General features: G+C 60.7%; 20 protein-coding genes and 1 pseudogene. 8 read left to right on the top strand and 13 right to left on the bottom strand.

Features of this window, described 5'->3' with window-relative positions:
• Positions 1-69 precede the first annotated feature (69 nt).
• Positions 70-2423 (top strand): annotated as a pseudogene (locus P9292_RS14575) (TonB-dependent receptor).
• A 9-nt stretch (positions 2424-2432) separates the two neighbouring features.
• On the opposite strand, the gene P9292_RS14570 reads toward P9292_RS14575, so the two are convergent.
• The 4 genes from P9292_RS14570 to P9292_RS14555 form a co-directional block, all read right to left on the bottom strand.
• The gene (locus P9292_RS14570; RefSeq protein ID WP_244828838.1) at positions 2433-3416 is read right to left on the bottom strand and encodes a glycosyltransferase; all 984 of its coding nucleotides are present in this window, start codon (positions 3414-3416) and stop codon (positions 2433-2435) included.
• Positions 3417-3520: 104 nt separating this feature from the next.
• Complete coding sequence (locus tag P9292_RS14565; RefSeq protein ID WP_244828839.1) at positions 3521-3928, bottom strand: hypothetical protein; 408 nt, start codon at positions 3926-3928, stop codon at positions 3521-3523.
• 133 nt (positions 3929-4061) lie between these two features.
• Entirely contained in the window at positions 4062-5126 is a 1065-nt protein-coding gene (locus P9292_RS14560) for a beta-propeller fold lactonase family protein (protein ID WP_309959699.1), read from the bottom strand.
• Between the two features lie 168 nt (positions 5127-5294).
• Positions 5295-5840 carry a DUF3280 domain-containing protein gene (locus tag P9292_RS14555; RefSeq protein WP_244828841.1) on the bottom strand — a complete coding sequence of 182 codons (546 nt, stop codon included), beginning with the start codon at positions 5838-5840 and terminating at the stop codon, positions 5295-5297.
• A gap of 158 nt (positions 5841-5998) precedes the next feature.
• Here P9292_RS14555 and P9292_RS14550 point away from each other — a divergent pair, with 158 nt between their 5' ends.
• From P9292_RS14550 to P9292_RS14540, 3 genes are all read left to right on the top strand, one after another.
• On the top strand, positions 5999-6313 hold the full coding sequence (locus P9292_RS14550) for a hypothetical protein (RefSeq protein WP_309959697.1): 315 nt from the start codon (positions 5999-6001) through the stop codon (positions 6311-6313).
• A gap of 1 nt (position 6314) precedes the next feature.
• A complete protein-coding gene (locus P9292_RS14545; RefSeq protein ID WP_309959695.1) occupies positions 6315-6689 on the top strand; it encodes a VOC family protein in 375 nt (124 codons plus the stop codon).
• 329 nt (positions 6690-7018) lie between these two features.
• The gene (locus tag P9292_RS14540; protein WP_250467561.1) at positions 7019-7267 is read left to right on the top strand and encodes a hypothetical protein; all 249 of its coding nucleotides are present in this window, start codon (positions 7019-7021) and stop codon (positions 7265-7267) included.
• A 12-nt stretch (positions 7268-7279) separates the two neighbouring features.
• Here P9292_RS14540 and P9292_RS14535 read toward each other — a convergent pair whose 3' ends face one another.
• A complete protein-coding gene (locus P9292_RS14535) occupies positions 7280-7825 on the bottom strand; it encodes a DnaJ domain-containing protein (protein WP_309959693.1) in 546 nt (181 codons plus the stop codon).
• A 134-nt stretch (positions 7826-7959) separates the two neighbouring features.
• Here P9292_RS14535 and P9292_RS14530 point away from each other — a divergent pair, with 134 nt between their 5' ends.
• The 3 genes from P9292_RS14530 (at position 7960) to P9292_RS14520 (ending at position 10715) form a co-directional block, all read left to right on the top strand.
• Positions 7960-8511, top strand: coding sequence for a phosphonate degradation HD-domain oxygenase (locus P9292_RS14530; RefSeq protein WP_309964027.1), 552 nt, complete (start codon positions 7960-7962; stop codon positions 8509-8511).
• An 83-nt stretch (positions 8512-8594) separates the two neighbouring features.
• On the top strand, positions 8595-10031 hold the full coding sequence (locus tag P9292_RS14525) for an MFS transporter (RefSeq protein ID WP_409015164.1): 1437 nt from the start codon (positions 8595-8597) through the stop codon (positions 10029-10031).
• Between the two features lie 117 nt (positions 10032-10148).
• Complete coding sequence (locus P9292_RS14520; RefSeq protein WP_250492939.1) at positions 10149-10715, top strand: lytic transglycosylase domain-containing protein; 567 nt, start codon at positions 10149-10151, stop codon at positions 10713-10715.
• Positions 10716-10827: 112 nt separating this feature from the next.
• Here the strand turns inward: P9292_RS14520 and P9292_RS14515 are convergent, their stop codons facing one another.
• From P9292_RS14515 to rarD, 3 genes are all read right to left on the bottom strand, one after another.
• Positions 10828-11217: a hypothetical protein gene (locus P9292_RS14515; protein ID WP_309959690.1), complete on the bottom strand. Its 390-nt coding sequence runs from the start codon at positions 11215-11217 to the stop codon at positions 10828-10830.
• A gap of 125 nt (positions 11218-11342) precedes the next feature.
• Positions 11343-11669, bottom strand: a complete 327-nt coding sequence (locus P9292_RS14510; RefSeq protein ID WP_309959687.1) for a hypothetical protein — start codon at positions 11667-11669, stop codon at positions 11343-11345.
• A gap of 555 nt (positions 11670-12224) precedes the next feature.
• Positions 12225-13211, bottom strand: coding sequence for an EamA family transporter RarD (gene rarD / locus P9292_RS14505; RefSeq protein ID WP_309959684.1), 987 nt, complete (start codon positions 13209-13211; stop codon positions 12225-12227).
• Between the two features lie 325 nt (positions 13212-13536).
• On the opposite strand from rarD, the gene egtD reads away from it, so the two are divergent.
• On the top strand, positions 13537-14505 hold the full coding sequence (gene egtD, locus P9292_RS14500; protein ID WP_250467568.1) for an L-histidine N(alpha)-methyltransferase: 969 nt from the start codon (positions 13537-13539) through the stop codon (positions 14503-14505).
• Between the two features lies 1 nt (position 14506).
• Here the strand turns inward: egtD and P9292_RS14495 are convergent, their stop codons facing one another.
• The 5 genes from P9292_RS14495 to P9292_RS14475 form a co-directional block, all read right to left on the bottom strand.
• Complete coding sequence (locus tag P9292_RS14495) at positions 14507-14803, bottom strand: acylphosphatase (protein ID WP_244828851.1); 297 nt, start codon at positions 14801-14803, stop codon at positions 14507-14509.
• A gap of 82 nt (positions 14804-14885) precedes the next feature.
• Entirely contained in the window at positions 14886-16025 is a 1140-nt protein-coding gene (locus tag P9292_RS14490) for a hybrid sensor histidine kinase/response regulator (RefSeq protein ID WP_250467569.1), read from the bottom strand.
• Positions 16026-16718, bottom strand: coding sequence for a chemotaxis protein CheB (locus P9292_RS14485; RefSeq protein ID WP_309959680.1), 693 nt, complete (start codon positions 16716-16718; stop codon positions 16026-16028).
• A 2-nt stretch (positions 16719-16720) separates the two neighbouring features.
• Positions 16721-17557 (bottom strand): protein-glutamate O-methyltransferase CheR, encoded by an 837-nt coding sequence (locus tag P9292_RS14480; RefSeq protein WP_244828854.1) that lies wholly within the window; start codon positions 17555-17557, stop codon positions 16721-16723.
• Positions 17558-17587: 30 nt separating this feature from the next.
• Complete coding sequence (locus P9292_RS14475) at positions 17588-20746, bottom strand: response regulator (RefSeq protein ID WP_309959678.1); 3159 nt, start codon at positions 20744-20746, stop codon at positions 17588-17590.
• Between the last annotated feature and the right edge of the window lie 87 nt (positions 20747-20833).

Raw genomic sequence — 20833 nt, 5'->3', positions numbered from 1 at the left:
TCTTATGCGACGCTTTCAATGAAAGGAACTTACCTCAAGCCGACATTGCAATAACAAGAGGAGACGACGATGAGAAGCATGCCGCGCGAGCGCAAGTCAGCGCATCGGTTCAAACCCCGAGCCGGATTGCGGCTCGTGTTCGGCGGTGCGTTTGCCAGCATCACTGTCGGCGCATGGGCGCAGGCGGCAAGCGCTCCAGAGGTGCCTCCCGCCGTTGTGGCACCGGTCGTCGAAGCGAGTCCGCCGCCGAATACCGACTTGCCCACGGTAGTCGTGGTGGGCACGACACCGCTCATCGGCGTCGGCACGCCGCTCGAAAAGGTGCCCGCGAACGTGCAGACCATCAAGGGCAGCCAGATCGACGCGCAGCATTCCCAGAACATCACCGATTATTTGCAGAAGAACGTCGGCAGCGTCGATATCAACGACGCGCAAGGCAACCCATCGCAGACGGACATTCTCTATCGCGGCTTCACGGCTTCGCCGCTGCTCGGCACGCCACAGGGCCTTTCGGTGTTTCTGGATGGCGTACGCATCAACGAGCCGTTCGGCGATGTCGTGAACTGGGACCTGATTCCGCAGGCCGCCATCAGCACGATGCAGATCATTCCCGGCTCGAACCCGACGTTCGGCTTGAACACGCTGGGTGGCGCAATCGCGGTGACGACGAAGAACGGCCGGGACAACCCTGGCGGCGCGGTGGATGTGAGCTTCGGTTCGTTCGGCCGCAAGGTGGCGCAGTTCGAACAAGGCGGGTTGATCGGCGATCATCTCGACTACTACTTCACGGCCAACATCACGAACGATAACGGCTGGGCGGCGCAGAATTCGAGCCGCTTGCGCCAGGCCTTCGGCAAGCTGCGCTACACCGACGCCGATACGACCATCTCCCTTTCGATGGGCGGTGCGGACAACACGCTAAACGGCTCGCAGACGATCCCGCGCTCGTTCCTCAACAACTTCAAGCAAGCCTATACGTTCCCAGATACCAACGAGAATCAGGTCGGCTATATCACGCTGTCGGCGGATCGTTACATCACGCCGAACATCCAGTTGAGCGGCAATCTGTACTACGTCACTATCGCAACAAGAACGTGAGCAGCAACGTTAACGACGACTTCGGCACCGTAGAAGGCGACGATGACGACGATATCGATCTCACGCAGGCCACCAACGACCAGTCGGTGATCGTCACGGACAGCTACGGCGCAAGCCTGCAACTCACCTTGCTCAACAAGCTCTTCGGCAAGGACAACCAGTTGGTGATCGGTGCGGCGGGCGACTTCGCCAACTCGCATTTTTCGCAATCGTCGCAGGATGCCGAGTTCACGGATAGCCGCGCGACCATCGGCATGGGTCCGTTCGTTCCGCAGACGGACGCCAAGACGCGCAATCAGAACTGGGGCATCTACTTCGAGAACACCTTCTCTTTCACGCAGCAATGGTCCATGACGCTCGCCGGGCGCTATAACTGGTCGAAGGCGGTGATCGGCGACGAGAGCGGCGTGCAGCCATTACTCGATGGCAATCACACGTTCTCGCGCTTCAATCCGGCTATCGGTTTCAACTGGAATCCGACGCGCTCCTTCACCGCCTACGCCACGTATAACGAAGGCATGCGTTCGCCTACGGCTATCGAACTCGCTTGCGCCGACCCGGCCGCACCGTGCTCGCTGCCGAACGATTTCATCGCCGACCCCGACCTCAAGCCGGTGATTTCGCGCACCTTCGAAGTGGGCGCGCGTGGACGCCTTGGCAACGCGACGACATGGAGCGCGGCGGCCTACAGCACGACCCTTTCCGACGATATCCAGTTCGTCAGCAGCCAGGGCGCGGCAAGCACGCTCGGCTACTTTCAGAACGTGGGCAAGACGCGCAGGCAAGGCTTCGAACTCGCGGGCCGCACGCAATGGGGACCGGTCGGCATGGCCGCGAGCTATAGCTACGTGAACGCGACTTATCGTTCGACATGGACCGAGAGCAGCGCCAGCAATTCGAGCGCGGATGACGGCGGCAATATCACCGTTCACTCCGGCGATCGCATTCCGGGCATTCCGGCGAATACGGTCAAGGTGCGACTCGACTACAACGCGCTGCCGCAATGGAATATCGGCAGCAACCTCACGTATCGCAGCAGCATCTTCGCGCGCGGCGACGAGAACAATCAGGACATGAATGGCAGCATTGCCGGCTACTTTCTGATCGATCTCGATACGACCTACAACGTGACCAAGCAGTTGCAGGTCTATGCGACCGTAAAGAATCTGTTGAATAAGCGCTACGCGAACTTCGCCATTCTTGGCGAGAACTTCTTCAACGGACCGAATCACACGTTCAACGGCGCGGATACCACCAACGAGCAATTTCTGGGTGTTGGCGCGCCGCGTGGCGTGTGGGTGGGGATGCGCTATGCGTGGAAGTGAGTATGCCGCTCAAGCATGCTTGAGTTGACTCATTGCTTCCGCAATCGCGCGGTGACAGCGGAACTTGTCCTCTTCGCTACGAGGATAGGTCTGTGCTGACGCCCGCCATTTGCGATCGAGCATATCGACCATTCGATACTCGAGTTCGAGTGCGCTTACACCATAGCGCGTGTCGATCTGCGAAAGGGCGACGCCGCCCGCGCGATACGCGTCGATCAATGTATCGAGTTCGGCTTCCGGCTTGAGTGGCCAATCGTGCAACGTACACAGGCGTTGCACGTCATGTCCGGTGAGACGCGGAAAGAACGTGGGAAAGATACGCATGAAAAGGCGCTTCTTGGCTTCGTAGAGCTTTACGACATCGAGATTCAACGACGTCATCTCTCGATGAATCCGGTATGCCGTCAAAGGCTCTGCAAGGTTGGCGAAGCGCGCGCCATGCAGCATGCAGTCGAACCAGAAGCCGAGATCATCCACAATGTGCAGATTCGGATCGTAGCGAATCTCGAAGCGCTGGATGAACGCGCGCCGGAACATCACGCTCGGATTGGCGAGGTAAGCCGCGCCGATCATGAAACGCGCCTTTATCTCGCCGTCTTCGAGCGGAAAATTGCTGACGGTGGAATCTTCACCGAAGTGGCGGATTTGCGTGCCGAGCACGGTGACATGCGGATGCGCATCGAGATATTCCGCTTGCTTGCGAAGTCTGCCCGGCTCGGCAATGTCATCGTGATCGATGCGCGCAATGTATTCGCCACGGCATAGATTAAAGCCACGGTTTGCGTTGCTCGCGCGCCCCTGATTATGCTCGAGGGAAAAGATGCGAATGCGCGCGTCGTTCAGGCTGCGCACGCGTGCAAGCGTGTCGTCATGGCTCGCGTCATCGAGAATCAGGACTTCGAAATCGGCGTCCTGATTCAGCAACGATTGCAGCGTTTCGACGATGAAGCGCTCTGCGTTGTAAGTCGGGATGACGACGGATATCTTTGGCATGTTGAGCGCAGCGGCTTTTCCGCGGTCGGGTTCGGCTCGACATTATCCGCGCCTTCTTGCTTCGAATTGTCAAAGATGGTTTTATCAGCCATCCGCATTATTTTTCAACGCGGCTTGAAGGGATAAACCTTAGCTGGCCTGCGCTGCTGCAATTCCGCCAGATAGTTTTCGACAAAGCGGCCAAGCGCGTTGGCCTTGAGTTGTTCGAGCATGCGCATGGCGTCGCTTGGCGATTCGGGACCCATGACGAGTGCGCCGACGCCAAGCTCACCCAGATGCACGACGAGCGCGCATGAAGAAAGCGAACCAGCGGAGAAGAGGCGGATTGCTTCGGCGGCATCGTCGTCTATTTCGATGTTAGCAGCGCGCGGGTCGCAACGAAACTCGCCATGCTTGCCGACGTATGCGGGTAGCCAATGACAATTGGCAGTGCCGCCTTGAGCTGCGATCAACAGACGCTTACGTGAGGGCGAATCCAGGAGCTCCTGGAAAGCCTCGGCCAATGTGAACATGGTGCACCTCGCCGTCGAGCCTGTCCCGATACTACCAGCGCTCTCTTGAGCGGCGCGGATTCCTTTACGAAACGATGCAAGGCACAAACCGAAATGGCCGCGCATGGCAACCATCACGTTTCATGCATCAAGCTCAACGCCCTTCGATCGATCCCGCGCTCGGCGGATACGTCACGATGCCCCATGCGAGCGGTAGATCACCGATCTGCTTGACCGTCTGATAGTTCGATGCATCGAGCACATACACGGCGTTGGACCGTCCACATGCAAAGAGAATCTTCGAGCCATCGGGCGTGAAGCTGAAGTGCCAGCAACGTTGACCAATCGGTACATCGCTTAAGTGCTCGAAGCTTTTGCCATCGAAGACTTGCAAGGTCTTGTCGCGCGAAGCGGCAACGAGAAGACGCTTGCCCGAAGGATCGAACGATACGCCATACGGGCCCGTCTTCGTGTCGACGGTCTTGACGATCTTGAGATCGGCCGCATCGAGCACGGTGAACTTGTTCGTGTTCTCGAGCGTCACGACATACTGCTTGCCATCCGGCGATACCTTGATGCCGCGTGGGCGCGAACCTTTCGGCAACGTGACCGTGCGCACGAACTTGCCGCTGCCCACGCGATACACCGACACCGTGTCGTCACCTTCATTGGTCACGAGAATGGACTTGCCATCGGCCGAGAATTCCACGCCTTCCGTTTCGTGCCCGCTCTTGACTGAGCGCAGAACCTTAAGCGTCTTGAGATCGACGATGGCGATCTCGGCGGGCGGCGCATTGGGATCGTCATCGTCCTTTTCGGGTTGACCGGGCTTCGGAGGACCGCCGGATTCGCCCGGCTCGTAGGTCACGTAAGCGAAGCCGCCACGCACGCGCACGAACTCCGGATTCTTGCCGATCTTCACGCGCCGCACGACCTTACCCGTCGATGTATCGATCTCCGAAAGGTCCGCTGTCTCCTTGTTCGCGACGTAAAGGCGTGTTCCTTCCTTGTTGAGACTCAGGCCGCGCGGACCGTCTTTGCCCACATCGAAAGTTTGCTTGAACGAGAGATCGCCCAGATCGATGACGCCGACACCGGCGGACTCGGTCGTCACGTAGGCGGTGGGCGTGGCCGCGTGCGTGGAGCTTGCGGCAAGCGCGAGCGTCGGCGCGAGTACCGACGCGCAGGCAAAGCGCGCCGCCCTGTATCTGGCTTGCATGGTCGTCTCCGGCTTTGATTCGTGTTCGAATCGAATTTGTTTTGACAGGCACCGCGACCGCGTCGAACGGGCGTGCCCGAATGGAACTTAGCCCAACATGCGCCGCTCTGGCAACGCCGGAAGGCGGGAGAAACTCCCGAATTCGTTTCCGTGGGTTCAATCGCCGCGTCAGGGCTTCATCGAAGGATCGTCGGCGAGCAGGACGACGAGCGCCTTGGCGCCACGCTGCCACGAGAGATCCGTGTTGCCGCGTATATCGACGGAACGCTGAAAGAGCGTGGCGCCGCTCTTGGCATCTTCCACACGAAGGTTCATGTTGAGGATTAGATTACTGATCTTCTGCACCCAGCAAATGCCCACGCGCTCCACGCCAAGTTGGCGCGCTACGCGCAGTTCGCAGCCGTTGCAGGCGCTCATGTCTTGCGCCCCTTGAAGCGACGCGATGAGATCCTTGGCGGGCGCGTTATCGGCAATGCGGAACAGGCCACGCTCACGCATGTCGTCGCGCAGCGCGGTGCCGATCATCGCGAGGCGCTGGCTCTGGATGCGGTTGATGTCGGCATCGTTATACGCGGCGTTATCGTCGATAAGCGTGCAGTCGATGAGTGCAAGCGACGGCTTCTCGTTCTGCGCACCGGCGTTGCCTGTAGCAAAGCCTAAGCTTGCGATAACCACGAGAAACAGCGCACGCACTACGCGACGGATGACGGTCATGGTTGAAGTCTCGTCGGGCGAAAGGCCCGTGGCTCAACATAACGTCCAACGCGCTGCGGAGCAAGCGTATCGTTCGTTTCAACGCGCTTAAACATGGATTCATCGCGCCAACAGGAGTAACGTTGAATAGCCCGCGCGAAGATGGAAAGGAGGCGATCATGCCCGACGACCCCACGCCGAAGTGGCACGTTTTCGAATACGAAGGCTTCGAGATTCATGCACTGCCGCAAATCAAGGCAGCGCCTGAATCCGCGTCTAACAGCTACGTTTATATTGCCTATGTATGCAGACCCGGCACGCATGCGCAAAGACCTGGCGACGCCGTGCATTTCCATTCCGATGGCGACGACGCGTTCAAGACTCCCGACGACGCAGCCGACGACGCGCGGCATGTCGGCCGAAGTATCGTCGATGGTACGCATCCGGATTTGAACGTGCTGCCGCTCGTGTCGCATCATCATCACACTGGATGACATGACCGATTCGAATCAAGACGAACCGCGCATTGAAAGTCTCAGCGCCGTTACGCTCGCCACGCACGATATGCCTCGTGCCGTCGCCTTTTACGAAGCGCTCGGTTTTCGTATCGTGCATGGCGGCGCGAACGAGGCATTCACTTCTTTTGCGCTAGGTGCGTCCTTTCTCAACATCACGACCGAAACACATGGTCCCGTTCAATGGTGGGGCCGCTTCATCATTCATGTCTCCGACGTGGATGCTTTTTATCGCCGTGCGCTTGCCTGCGGAACGAAACCGCACTTCGCGCCGCGCGATGCGCCCTGGAACGAGCGCTACTTCCATCTGACCGATCCCGACGGCCACGAACTGAGTTTCGCACGGCCGCTCTAAAAAAATGCCGCGCCGCGGCACGGAACTGGCTCTTACACAAATGACGGATAGCGCACGCATCGGATCATTGATATGACCGTTCGCGTACATACCCGTCCATCGCGTTGAATGACCATTCAATCGACTCGAAGCCGTACTCCGCCAGTTCAAAGTGAGCGTGTTGCTATTTCGCAAACTTGGAGCAGGCGCCTGGTTTTCAGGCGTAGAGTTAAAGTGCTTTGTCAGGTACGTGATGCATTGCGGCATAGTTATTTCAGTGGCGGGGCGTAAAGCCTTGAGCGCATCTGGCCGTTAGCCCGAACATGAATGCCGCGTGTTGGAGACTCGGAATGAAATGCACGAAAGAGCAATCCCTTCGCTATCAGGTCGAAAAATGGCTGGCGCCCGGAAGCACGCCGGTCCATGTCAGGCAATTCAGTCGCACGCGCGCAGACCGGCGCCGCTTCGTTTGTGTGGAAACGCTGCAGGGCGCTGCATCGCGCGCGCTGTTTTTCTTCCGTCACGACGACGGCCACTGGTGTGTGTATCCGCCCGCGCCGCGTCACCGTAACATGCGTGGCGAAAGACTGGCCGCGTAGCACGGCATCGATTTAAAGCTTCAGGTTGTTGAGAAACTGGAACCACATGGAACCAAGCGGATTGATCGTGGGACCCGCCGGTTTCTTTTCAACGACGAGTTCTTCGGCTGGCTCATCGCCAGCCGTCTGTCGCGAATCATGCAGCGCTATCGCGCTATCCGCGATTTGCCGCGCTTGCACTTCATCGCATTGCTGTCCAAGCAGCGCGCCAAAGACGACATCGCGGTTATGCCCTTGCGATGCGAACCGCATGGCGAGCGATACATATTCCGCATAGAGCGCCTCGCGTACTTCACGCTCCTTCGCTTCGCGCTCTGTTTGCGCCTTATGTAGACGCGCGACTTCCTCCGCGAAAATGCGATCGTAGACTTCGCGTTGCGCGGGATCGGAAAGTATGGCGTAGGCTTCCTTGATCTCTTGAAACGTCGCGCGCGCGGCGTCTTCGTTGCCCGCGTTGCGATCCGGATGCGAGCGCATCGCGGCCTTGCGATAAGCGCGCTTGATCTCTTCCTCGGTGGCGTGCTCGCCTACTCCAAGCGTTTTGTATAACGTTGCCATCTGCATTGAATGATTGACGGATCGAAGGGCATCGTAACACGCTAAAAACAGCGGTTTTTCGATAGCGCGCGATGCCATCGGCACGTCATGAAGACTCGCGACAATCACCGTTTCTCCTCGCACTGCACTGGAAGATGGCGCTCTCCTTCAACGACATCCGGCATCTCTTCGACACCTACGGGGCGCTTGCCTATAGCGGCGAGCCCGTCACGCAACTCGAACACGCGCTGCAGACAGCGTATCTCGCGGAGCTGGCGGGCGCGAACCGCGAGTTGATCGTCGCGGCATTGCTGCACGACCTCGGACATCTATTGAACTTGCAGGGAGATACGCCGACTACACGCGGTATCGACGATCTCCACCAGTATTACGCGCTGCCGTTCTTACGCCCGCTGTTCGCGGATGCCGTGCTCGAACCGATCCGCCTTCACGTGGATGCCAAGCGCTGCCTCTGCGCGATCGATGCCTCATATCACGCGCTTCTTTCGCCCGATTCGGTGCGCAGTTTGCAGCTGCAAGGCGGCGTATTCGATGCCGACGAAGCGCGCGATTTTCTGGCGCGCCCGTTCGCCGAAGATGCCATGGCGTTGCGCCGCTGGGATGACGAAGCGAAGGACGCCGCACGCGGCACGCCGCCGCTTGCTCACTATCTGGAATACGCCGAAGACATCGCACTGCGGAATTGAGGGGCGACCCGCGCGCCTCCGCGGGCTTCGCGTAGACTGGCGGGCATGCACTCGTCATCCACTCGAAAAGCCTTGCAGCGCCCATGCAGCGCGCGAGCACGCACTGCATCGTGAACGACGGCAACTTTCGCATCACCGCTGCCGTCGTGGCCTCGGCGCTCTTCATGCAGAACATGGGCGGCACCATCGTCGCGACCGCCATTCCCACGATGGCGCGCGACCTGCATATCGATCCCGTCCATCTGAGCAGCGCCATTACCGCTTATCTAGTTGCGCTCACGGTCTTCATTCCGGCGAGCGGCTTGGTGGCCGACCGCTTCGGCGCGCGGCGCGTTTTCATGTGGGCAATCGCCACGTTCACGCTCGCGTCGATCGCTTGCGCGGCGGCGGCGAATCTTCCGCAACTCATTGGCGCACGCATCGTGCAAGGTCTGGGTGGCGCGATGATGGTGCCCGTCGGCCGCCTGATCCTCTTTCGCGGCGTGAAGCGCGAAGAGCTGCTGCAAGCGACCACGTGGCTCACCATGCCCGCGCTTGTCGGTCCCTTGCTTGGGCCGCCGCTCGGCGGCTTTCTCACCGATGCGCTCTCCTGGCGCAGCATCTTCTGGGTCAACGTGCCAGTGGGCGCGATCGGTCTCGTCCTCACGTGGAAGCTCTTGCCGCCCTCGCCGCCTGAAAGCCGCACACCGCCGGATTTGCGCGGCATGCTGCTTTCAGGGACATCGCTGAGTCTGTTCATGATCGGAATCGAAAGCGCGGGACGCGGCGTGATGCCCGAAGGGCTGCCCTGGGCATGCGTCGCGGTCGGCCTCCTACTGTTCTGGGCAACCGTCGTTCACTGCCGGCGCGTGGAGAATCCTGCCATCGACTTCTCGCTGCTTGCCATTCCGACATTTCACGCGGCCACGGTCGCGGGCAGCCTCTTCCGCGCGGGCGCCGGTGCGCTGCCTTTTCTCGTGCCGCTCACCTTGCAGACCGGCTTCGGTTACAGCGCGTCCGCTAGCGGACTGGTGACTTTTGCAAGCGCGCTCGGCTCTTTTTGTATGCGTCCGATGACCGCGCTCGCACTCCGGCGATTCTCCGTGCGCGCGGTTCTGTGCGCAGGCAGCGTGATCTTTGCGCTGGTTCTGGTCGTGTGCTCGACGATGTCGCAGGCTTGGCCCGCAGCCGCCATCTTCGTGCTGCTCCTCGTCGGCGGATTAGGCCGCTCGCTCAGTTTCGCGACGATGGGCGCGCTCGCTTTCGCCGATGTTCCGAAGCCGCGCCTCGCCGCCGCGACTTCGTTTCAGGGCACCGCGCAGCAGTTGATGAAGGCGCTTGGTGTAACCGTCGCGGCCGGGACGATTCAAGCCACGATGCTGATTTCCGGCAGCGTTCAGACCGAACGCTGGCAACTAGCGAGCGCCTTTTTGGCGACGGCGGCAGTCGTCCTGATGTCTCTTCCAATGTTCGCACGTCTCTCCGATGAAGCCGGCGCCGGCATCTCGGCGCCCACGGCGAAGCGCGCAGAGCGCACCTGATTTACCGGGTAAGCAATACCGAATTGCAAAAATATTCATCATATTTAAGACAAGCCCATGATCCGCAAGACTTTTTTATGAAGCTATAATGCGCTTTCCTCAAGATTACCCAGTCCGATGCGTCGAAATATTCTCTCAATCCTTCTACTGATCAGCCTCGCACAAGCTGCAAGCGCGCAAGAAGCCGTGCAGCCCGGCGGCCAAAACGACACGCAGGCGCCCTCGGGCAACGACGTAAAAACCGAGCAAGTCAGTCACAAGATTTCGGAATTGATCGTTCGCAAGTTCGGCGTCGCACGCGAAAAGGCGCAGACCATCGCATCGGCGGTAATGGCGTCTTCATCGAAATACTCGCTTCCGCCGGCATTGTTGCTTGCGATCATTTCCATAGAATCGCGCTTCAAGGAAACGGCCCACGGCCCGAACGACGCAACCGGTCTCATGCAGGTCGTACCTTCCGCTCACAAGAAGTTGGTTCGCGATGTGGACTTGACAGAGCCGGAAACCAATATCGAAGTGGGTTCAGCTATCCTGCACGGCTATCTGAAGTCCGCACAGGGCGATATCGACGCCGCGCTGAAGAGCTACGGCGGTTCACGCGCTTATGCCGAGAAGGTCAGTTTGCGCGTCAAGACATTCGAGCCGGCAGCGGCGGCAAGTGCAGCGTCCGCGACCGAGCAGTAAAACGTTATTCCCGATTCAATCTTTCGTTCTTCGCGCGCCGCTGCATAGCGGATGCCGCAACCTGCTCCGGCGATCGCACCTGCATGCGCGCTAGCGTACACGTACCACGACATCAGTAGCTCTTTTGTGCACCGTTAGCGTTGCCGGTACTGTCCGGCGTGCTGCGCTGCATGGTTCCCGGGTTCATGTTGTTGTTGACCCCGTTGTTCATGCCACTCTTCGCGCCTGTGCCGGTTCCGCTCGTGCCATCCGACGAGCCGCCGACACCCGTGCCTGTCGCGCCGCTCATGCCAACGCCACCACCTTTGCCAGACGCGCCCATGCCAGCGCCCGCGGCGCCATTGCCGCCCGCACCTGCCGACCCCATCCCCGCGCCGCCGCCACCGCCTGCGCCGCCGCCCGCACCACCACCTGCGCCGCCTCCGCCTCCGGCTTGCGCGTAGACACCGCCCGAAAGACCCAACACCAGTGCCGAGATCACCAGCTTCTTAGTCGCGTTCATAGCAAGTCTCCAAAAGTTTGCGTTTCACGTGTCCATCCATCGTCCGTCCAGGCAGCAGAGACGCTGCAACGCACGTGGACTTATTAGCGCAAACGTCGTGCCGCGTGGCGGCGATGGTCGGGCAATCAATATCCGTAGCCAGCGGGCGCGCACGGCACGTAGGCGCGGCGATAGCCGTCGTAGCAATAGCCAGGAGGAACCGCAGGTTGTGCATACACGGGCTGCGCATAAGCCGGTTGCGCATAAGCCGGCTGTGCGTAGACAGGCTGCGCATTCGCCACCGAGCTCACGATGGCACCCAACAAAGCGCCGCCGATCAACGCGCCGACAATCGCGCCGCCATTGCCGCCACCACCGTGGCCGCCGTAGCCGCCGCCGCGTCCGTGGGCCGACGCCTGTCCTGCCACCGACAGACTTCCGATCATCAACAAGACAAGTGCTGCGCGTTTCATGAGACTCTCCAATTCCCGTGAGCCGGGTTCGTAGAGTCATCTTAAGCAGGCGATGAAGAAATAACTGATGCAGTTGGTAACCGTACATTTCAACGCTTACAAGTTGGTCCTGCGGCAGGCATTCGTTCGGATGTCGAAGTATTTCCACGGCGCTGCTATAAATGCCGACATATGTGTTTGGCCGTAACACTTGGCATGTTGAATCGGTAAAGACTTTCCACGACGCTCGGCGTTTTGACGCGCCGTTTCATTTGCTCGCGACTCGTTACCCTTTGTCACCAGACGGACGTCAACGCGCTACTGAAGCGCGGCGTTTTCATCGGCATCGCGACGAAAAAAACAGCGCATCAAGGTTTAACGGGGCGCAGCGAAGGTGCCGGTGGGGAGCCAAAACGAAGGCCGACAAGTAACAAGTCGCGAAATCCAGCGACGCAAAAAACGGCCGCCGATGCAAACAGTAGACGCAGCAGGCAGTCAGGGAGGCTGCGCGTAGGCGCATCGCGCATCGGTTGCATCGATGCGTTCAGGCAAGGCGAGCTCACGGGCTCGCCTTTTTTATTGCATCGGCTCCACGCGCTCGCTGTGTTCCGCGCCAATCTCATGCTCGATACTCGCGTGATGTTCGCTGACCGGCAAACTCGCCGCCGACATGCGTTCACGCCGTAGCACCCGCGCGCTGTGCACGGCGGTCAGCGCCACGGCAATCCAGATGGGCACATAGGTTCCGAGTTGCGTCGCTGAGAACGGCTCGCCGAGTACGAGCACTGCCACGCCGACCAGCAAGACTGGTTCGACATAGCCCAAAATGCCGAAGAGCGCGAGCGGCAAATAACGGCTCGCGCGCAGGTAAGACGCGAGCGCAACCGTGCTCAACGCGCCGAGTCCGGGAAGCAACAGCATCCACAAGCGCGCGTCGCTTGCAGCCATAGAAAACGAATTCCGTGCGAACAACATGACGATTGCGACCGGCGCGAGCAACATCATCTCTATCGCGAAGGAAACGAGCGGGTCCGCGTTCAGGCGTCGCCGCAAGATGAAATACGGTGGATAGCCGAGCACGACGACGAGCGTCGGCCAAGCGAACGCATGCGACACGACAAGCTCATGCGCCACGCCAAGCGCCGCCGCAATGACGCCCGCCCATTGCAGACGATCGAGCGCTTCGTGATAGTAAAAGCGACCCAGCAGGACCATCCCGAGGGGCAACAAAAAGTAGCCAAGCGACACTTCGAGCGCGCGTCCATGCAACGGCGCCCAAAGAAAAATCCATAATTGCAGGCCAAGCAAGGCGGCGACCGTGGCGAACGCCAAAAGCAGACTCGGGGTTCGAGCAAGCTTTCCAATGAGCGCGCACAATTGCGGCCAGCGATTACGCAAGGCGACGAGCAGCAGCGCGCCGGGCATGGTCCACACGATGCGCCAGGCGAAGATGTCGAGGCCATCGAGCGGCGCGAGCCATTTGGTGTAGCCCGACATGAGCGCGAAGAGCGCCGATGCGACAACGGAAAGCGCGATGCCGCGCCCGAGAACGTGCTGATTCATCAATGAGTGAAAGCTCGAGCGAAGCGGGAACTGCGCATTCTAAACGCTGTGCATCGACGCTATTCAGAGCGTGCTTCAAACTTCGCCTTGAGTCGTGCGCGTTTTTTGCTTCGCTAGTTCGCTTTTCGCGCCGGATGAACTTCACCGAGCACGACGTTGTCTTCAACCCGTCATGCCGATGGGCGACTCTTCATACCTAACCCAACGGCTTCACCTGCCTGATTCGAGCGAAGCCGCTCACGTCATTGCATCAGCAGCATCCAAGCGCCGCGCCGTTGCAACGAAGGACGGCACACGAATAAAACGCCGCATAGATGGAGACGTCATGATTCAACCCGCCCTATCCACCCGCGTCGACAGCGCCTTTGCCGAGGCCGTCCGCGCCGGGTTGTCGAAAGAGCCGCAAAAAGAATTGCCATCCATGTATCTGTATGACGAAGTGGGCTCGGCCCTCTTCGAAGTCATCACTGCGCTGCCCGAATACGGCGTGACGCGCGCCGAAGAGCGCGTGCTCACGGAACATGCCGCCGATATCGTCGCGGCAATGCCGGGCAACGTGAAGGTCGCCGAACTCGGCAGCGGCAGCGGCCGCAAGACGCGCCGCATATTGGAGGCGCTTTGTAAAAAGCAGCCCACCGCCTATTACCCGATTGAAATATCGCGCACCGCTTTGCAGTTGTGCCGCCGGGAACTGGGCGATATCGAGCGCATTTCGATCGTCGGTTATGAGCGCGATTATCTGGCCGGCTTGTCGGAAGTCAGCGCCAAACGGAAGGAAGGCGAAAGGCTGCTCGTGCTGTTTCTCGGCAGCACCATCGGGAATTTTTCGCGGCTCGCGGCGACCAAGTTTCTACAGTCGATACGCAGCATGCTCGCTCCCGGCGATGCCCTTTTACTCGGCACCGACCTTCTCAAACCGCTGCCGACGTTGATCGCCGCGTACGACGATCCCATCGGCGTGACGGCTGCATTCAACCTGAACTTGCTGGCGCGCATCAACCGCGAACTGGGTGGCGATTTTCCGCTCGATGCCTTCGAGCACGTCGCGCGCTTCAATTCCGAAGCACGCAGTATCGAAATGCATCTGCGCGCCAGGCGTGCGCTGACGGCGCATGTGCCAAGTGCGGATCTGCGTGTCGAGTTCCGCGAAGGCGAGACGATCTGGACGGAAAGCAGCCACAAGTACGCCGCCGATGAAGTCGCGCCAATGGCCGCCGACGCGGGCTTCGAATGCTCGCATCAGTGGCGCGACGAGGAATGGCAGTTCGCGGAGAGTTTGTTGGTGGCGCGTTGATTCAGTGCTGCTCGAAGCGCTCGTAGCGCTTTTCTACGTAGCGTTCTTCGCTGAAGAACTCGGTGACGCGGGCATGCGGCGGCCCGCGTCGCAGCCATTCGAGCATCAAGTCGACTTGATTGGCCGCGCCTTGTACGATCGCCTCCACCGAGCCGTCTTCGAGATTCGCGACCCAGCCGCGCACGCCGAGCGCATGCGCGCGCCTCACGGTGTGATGTCGAAAGCCCACGCCCTGCACGACGCCCTTCACGTGCACGTAATAGGTTTCGATTCTCGTATCCAGATCCGGGCCAGGCATCGCACATTCCCCTCGTAAGCGTTGATAGGCCGCATTGTAGACGGCGTATCGAAACGCTTCAGGATCAGCTCGATTTCGCGCTTCAGCTGAGACGGAACGGCTGCGCGGAATCCGTGCGTTCGCCAGGACGCGGACGCGGCGTGCGCGGCAGATGCACTTCGAACACCGTGCCCGCCTGCGCGGACGATTGCACCGTCACGTCGCCGCCATGCATTTCGGTGATTTCGCGCGTGATGTAGAGGCCGAGCCCGAGGCCGCTGGACTCGCTCTGACGCCGCCCCGAGCGATACGGCGCAAAGATGGTCGGCACCACTTCAGGCGGAATCTCGCCCGCGTTCTGCACGACGATGGTCACGTCGTCCTTGCCGCCTTCGAGACGCACTTGAATGGCCGAGCCTTCGAGCCCGTGCTGCAACGCGTTGCCGATGAGATTCGAAAACACTTGCGAAAGCAGATCGCCGTCGCCTTGCAAAAGCGTATCGCCGTGGCGCAGCACGAAGATGCGCCCCTTGCCGACGCGCGCCTCGTATTCCTCGACGATATTCTTCGCGAGCGTCGCGAGTTCCACGGAACGCGGCTGCAAGGTCACGCGGCCGCCGCGCAGACGCGCAAGGTTCAGCAACTGATCGACCATGCGAACCATGCGCATGCCGCTCGACTTGATGCGGTTGCCGATATTCGCGACATTCTCGTCCGGCACGAAGCGCGCGAGATATTCCGCCGAAGCGATCACGGCCGACAGCGGCGTGCGCAGGTCGTGACCGAGCACGGCCATGAGCATCTCGTTTGCATCGAGCAGTTGCTGCACGGTTGCGAGCTGCGTCGCGAGTTGCTGCTTTTGACGCTCCATCTGAATGAAGACATCTACCTTCGAATTGAGGATGCGCGAATCGAACGGCTTATAGAGAAAGTCCACCGCGCCCGCTTCGTAGCCGCGAAACGTGCGGTTGCCGTCCTGCGCGGTCGCGGTCAGAAAGATGATCGGCACATGCGCCGTACGCGGACTGCCGCGCATGAGTTCGGCAAGTTCGAAGCCGTCCATGCCGGGCATGTTGACATCGAGAATGGCGAGCGCGACGTCGTGCTTGAGCAGCAGTTCGAGCGCGGCCGGTCCCGATTCCGCCTTCAGCACCGAGAGATCCGGCCGGGCCAGCGACGCCTCGAGTGCGGTGATGTTGTTGCGGATGTCATCGACGATCAGCACATAAATGGGTTGCGTCATTTAGCGGCTCCCCTTGCCTGCATTGCCTGTTTTGCTTCCTGCGTCGCTTCCAGCTTCATTGCCTGCCTCATTGCCTAACTTATTCTCTGATAAGTACCCGATGCGCGTGGAAAGACGCGTCACCATTTGCTCCAGCGTCAGGACCTCTCGGACCGCGCCGTTTTCGATAGCCGCAAACGGCATCGCGGACGACGAAGCCGTGCGCGGGTCCTGCGCCCAACACGCGCCGCCCGCATCGCGAATCGCCAGCGCGCCGCGCGCGCCATCGTCGTTGGCGCCCGACAGCACGATGCCGAGCAGCCGCTCGCGATACGCGTGCGCCGCCGATTCGAACAACACATCCACCGATGGCCGCGAAAAGCGCACGGGCGGATCGACCGACAGCGCGATGGAAGGCGCCGCGCCATCTTCTGCCTCGACCAGCATGTGATACCCCGGTGGCGCGAAATACACCGTGCCGGGCGCGATCTCGTCCTTGTCGAAGGGTTCGCGCACAGCGATTGCACAGCGTTGCGCGAACAGGTCGGGCAACAGGCTCGGCTGACCCTGCCGCACATGCACCACGACGAGAACCGACGGCGCGAACGCTTTCGGCAGCGCCGGCAACAGCAGATTCAGCGCCTCGACGCCGCCCGCCGACGCGCCGATCACGACGGCATCGAAGACGAGCGGGCGCTGCATCTGTGTGCTCATCGCTATACCTTCTGATAAAGCCGCTCGCGCGGATTGAAGTCGGCGAACTGGTCCGCATGTTTCGAAAAACGCAGGCTCTCCTTGCTGCCGAGTCCGAGAAAGCCGCGCCGCACGAGCGACTCGCTGAAAAGGCCGAGCGCGCGGTCCTGCAACGCGCGGTCGAAATAGATCAGCACGTTGCGGCACGAGACCAGATGCGCTTCTAGAAACACGCTGTCCGTGGCGAGGCTGTGATCCGCGAACACCACACGCGACTTGAGCGTCTGCGAGAATTTCGCCGCGCCATAGGCCGCGTGATAGTAGTCGGAGAGCGAACGCTTGCCACCCGCCGCGAGGTAGTTCTGGCTGAACCCCGCCATGCGATCCAGCGAATAGATGCCGTTTTCCGCTATACGCAAGGCTTCCGCGTTGATGTCGGTCGCGTAGAACACGGTGCGCTCGGCGAGCCGTTCCTCGGCGAACAGCACCGCTAGCGACCACAGTTCCTCGCCGCTGCTGCATCCCGCGACCCATACCTTGATCGAAGGATAAGTCTGCAGAATCGGCACGATCGTCTCGCGAATCGCACGAAAATACTGCGGGTCCCGGAACATCTCGCTCACCTGCACGGTGAGGTACTGGAATAGCCTGCCGAAGAGCGACGGGTCGCGCAGAATGCGCTCCTGCAATTGCGAGAGCGTCGCGCATTCGAGATCGCGCACTGCCTGGCCGAGCCTGCGCCGCAGCGAACTCACCGAATAGTGCCGGAAGTCGTGCTGATACTTGAGGTAGATGGCCTCCAGAATCAGCTTCAGTTCGATATCGAACGTGGCTTCTTCGTCGTGCATGCTTTCGTTCATCAAGTGGGCCGTCTGATCTGACATCTCACGTCAACGCTGCCGCAACCAGACGCGGCACAGCGATACGAGCTTATCGACATCGATGGGTTTGGATATGTAGTCGTCCGCACCCGCCTCGAGACATTTCTGGCGATCGCTCTGCATGGCCTTCGCCGTCAGCGCGATGATCGGCAGGCGCGCGTGCTCATGCTGCTTGCGAATCTCGGTCATGGCGGTGAGGCCGTCCATCTCGGGCATCATCACGTCCATCAGAACGAGGTCGATCTCGTTGGGACGCGCGAGCGCTTCGAGCGCCTCGCGGCCGTTGCGCGCGATCTCCAGCGTGGCGCCGAGCGGCTCGATCACGCGCGACAGCGCGAAGATGTTGCGCACGTCGTCTTCGGCGAGCAGGATCGTGCGGCCTTCGAACACGTCGTCGCGCTGACGCGCCGCGCGCAGCATGCGTTGCTGCTCGGGCGGCAACGCGCTTTCCACGCTATGCAAAAAGAGCGTCACTTCATCGAGCAGACGCTCCGGCGACTTCGCACCCTTGATGATGATCGATTTCGAATAACGGCGCAGGCGCTGCTCTTCCTCTTGCGAGAGCATGCGGCCCGTGTAGACGATCACTGGCGGCGAGCCGTGTCCGCTGCTCGTCGAAACGCGTTCGAGCAGTTCATAGCCGGAACCGTCGGGCAGCGCCAGGTCCATCACGACGCAATCGAACGCGGCGCTTTTCATCTCGTCGAGTGCTTCGGCGATGGAGCCCGCTTCCACGATTCCCACGGTTTCGCTCGCGAGCAACGCATGAATGCTCTGACGTAAAGCCGGATCGTCCTCGACCACGAGCACGCGCCGCATGCCTTGCGACGAGCGCGCTTCGAGCTTGAGGATGGCCTGCGCGAGATCGTCGCGTGCGCTCGGTTTGAGCGTGTAACCGATTGCGCCGAGATGCAGCGCGACATCGGCGTGATCCGTCGCGGAGACGATGTGGATCGGGATATGACGCGTGAGCGGATCGTGTTTCAGCCATTCGAGCACGGTGAGGCCCGACTGGTCCGGCAAGCCGATGTCGAGCAGGATGCCGTTGGGTTGCAGCGAACGCGCCAGTTCCACGCCTTGCGTGGCGCTTGCCGCATGCACGCAATCGAAATCGAGTTCGTGCGCGAGATCGTAGAGGATATGCGCGAAAGGCTGATCGTCCTCGATGACGAGAATCACGCGCCCCGGCCGCTTGCGGTCCGCGCGGTCGTCGGCGATACCTTTTGGCTCGGGCATCGACGCCTGCGGAGGTTGCGGCGCCGGGCGTTCTTGCGGAGCCGGCGAAGGCGCGACCGGCACCAAGGAAGGATCGCGCACGGCGGCGGGCTCGGGCTCGCGCATATGTCCGATGGTGTCGAGCTTCGCGGTGACGGTGCCTTCGCGCGTGGCGATCGGCAGCGTCACCGAGAACACGCTGCCTTTGCCGACTTCGCTCGATACACCGACCGAGCCGCCGAGCAAACGCGAGAATTCGCGCGAGATCGAAAGGCCGAGTCCGCTGCCGCCGTATCGACGGCTCGTGGTGCCGTCCGCCTGCTGGAACGCCTGGAAGATCAGGTCTTGCTTGTCGCGCGCAATGCCGATGCCCGTGTCGCGAACCTCGAACCGCAGCGCCTGTTCGTTCGCGCGTTCCACCGCGATCGTCACGCTGCCGCGCTCGGTGAACTTGAACGCGTTGGACAGCAGATTGCGCAGCACCTGTAAGAGCCGCTGGTTGTCGGTGACGAAATACTCCGGCACGTTCTCGCCATGCACGGTGAAGAACTCGAGCCCCTTGCTGGCCGCGACCGGCGCGAAGGATTGCTTGAGCGCTTGCAGAATCGAATCGACGGAAGCGGGCGCGAACTGCACATCCATCTGGCCCGCCTCGACCTTCGAGAGATCGAGAATGTCGTTGATGAGCGAAAGCAGATCACTGTTCGACGAGTGGATGGTCGCCGCGTAGCGCACCTGCTCGTCGGAGAGATTGCCTTGCTTGTTGTCCTGCAGGAGCTTGGCGAGGATCAGCGAACTATTGAGCGGCGTGCGCAATTCATGCGACATGTTCGCCAGGAACTCCGACTTGTACTGGCTCGCGCGCTCCATCTGCAACGCGTTCGCGGTCAGTTCCTGCTGCGCCTGAAGCAGTTCGGCCTTCTGCCGTTCTAGGTTTTGCGAATGCTCTTCGAGCTGCACATTGGTCTGTTCGAGTTCGGCCTGCTGCTGTTCTAGCCGCGCCTGCGAGTCCTGCAAGGCGCGGCCGCGTTCTTCGAGTTCTTCGTTCGAGACGCGCAGTTCTTCCTGCTGCACCTGCAATTCCTCGCTCTGGCGCTGTGTCTCTTCGAGCAGTTCGACGAGCCTCACGCGATACCGCGCCGAGCGCAACGCCATGCCCATCGCTTCCGATGCCATTTCGAGCAGCTCGCGGCTGTCGTTGAAGCGTCCTTCGTCGCCGACAAAGCCGAGCTCGACCACGCCCATCACTTCGCCATCGGCCATGACGGGCGCGACCACTACGCTCGACGCCGCAACCGTGCCCAGCGCGGAGCCGGCTTTCAGATAGTGCGCGGACGCATCGCGCATTTGCAGGATGCGCTTGTCCTCGACCGCCTGACCCGCAAGCCCGACGCCGCGCGCAATGCGGCGCGGCGCGCTGTCTTCGTCGGGAAGCGCCCAGCCGGCGATGCGCGTGAGCGTATCGGCTTCGAACGTATAAACCACGCCGACTTTTGCGTTGACATACGGAACGAGCGAACGAAGCATGCTGACGCCGATCGAAGCCGGAGACTGTTCGCCGCGCAATTGCAGGCTCATCTGCATGATGCCCTGCTGCAGCCACGTGGTCCGTTGTACCGCGAGCCGCGATTTGATATACAGGTGCGCCACCGCCGACACCACGAGCAACACGAAAATGCCCATCGCGCGATTGAGTTGCAGGACTTCGTGGTTCGCGGTGGGTTCAGCGTTGGAGAAGACGTAGCCGCCGATCATCAGCACCGAAGACGCACCCGCGACGATAATCGGCGCAGGCGGCTTGTCGAGCCACATGCACAGCACGACCGGAAGCACGTAAAACACCCAGATCGCGAGACGCGTGGGCGTGAGCAAGTCGATGGCGAACACGACGGCAAGCGCGATCGCAATGGCAAGGTAAATCCACGAGGCGTGGCTTCGAGTGTCTTGGGGCATCGTTGACCAGGATGTTCATGTTTTGCAAAAGCGCCTACAAAGCAGGCAGGTCCGGACCATAGCACGACCCGCAAGCCCTTGTCATAT

This window comes from Caballeronia sp. LZ001 (assembly GCF_031450875.1).
Lineage (GTDB): Bacteria > Pseudomonadota > Gammaproteobacteria > Burkholderiales > Burkholderiaceae > Caballeronia.
Note: the sequence above shows the minus strand (reverse complement) of the source record. Positions and strands in the feature narration are given on the sequence as shown.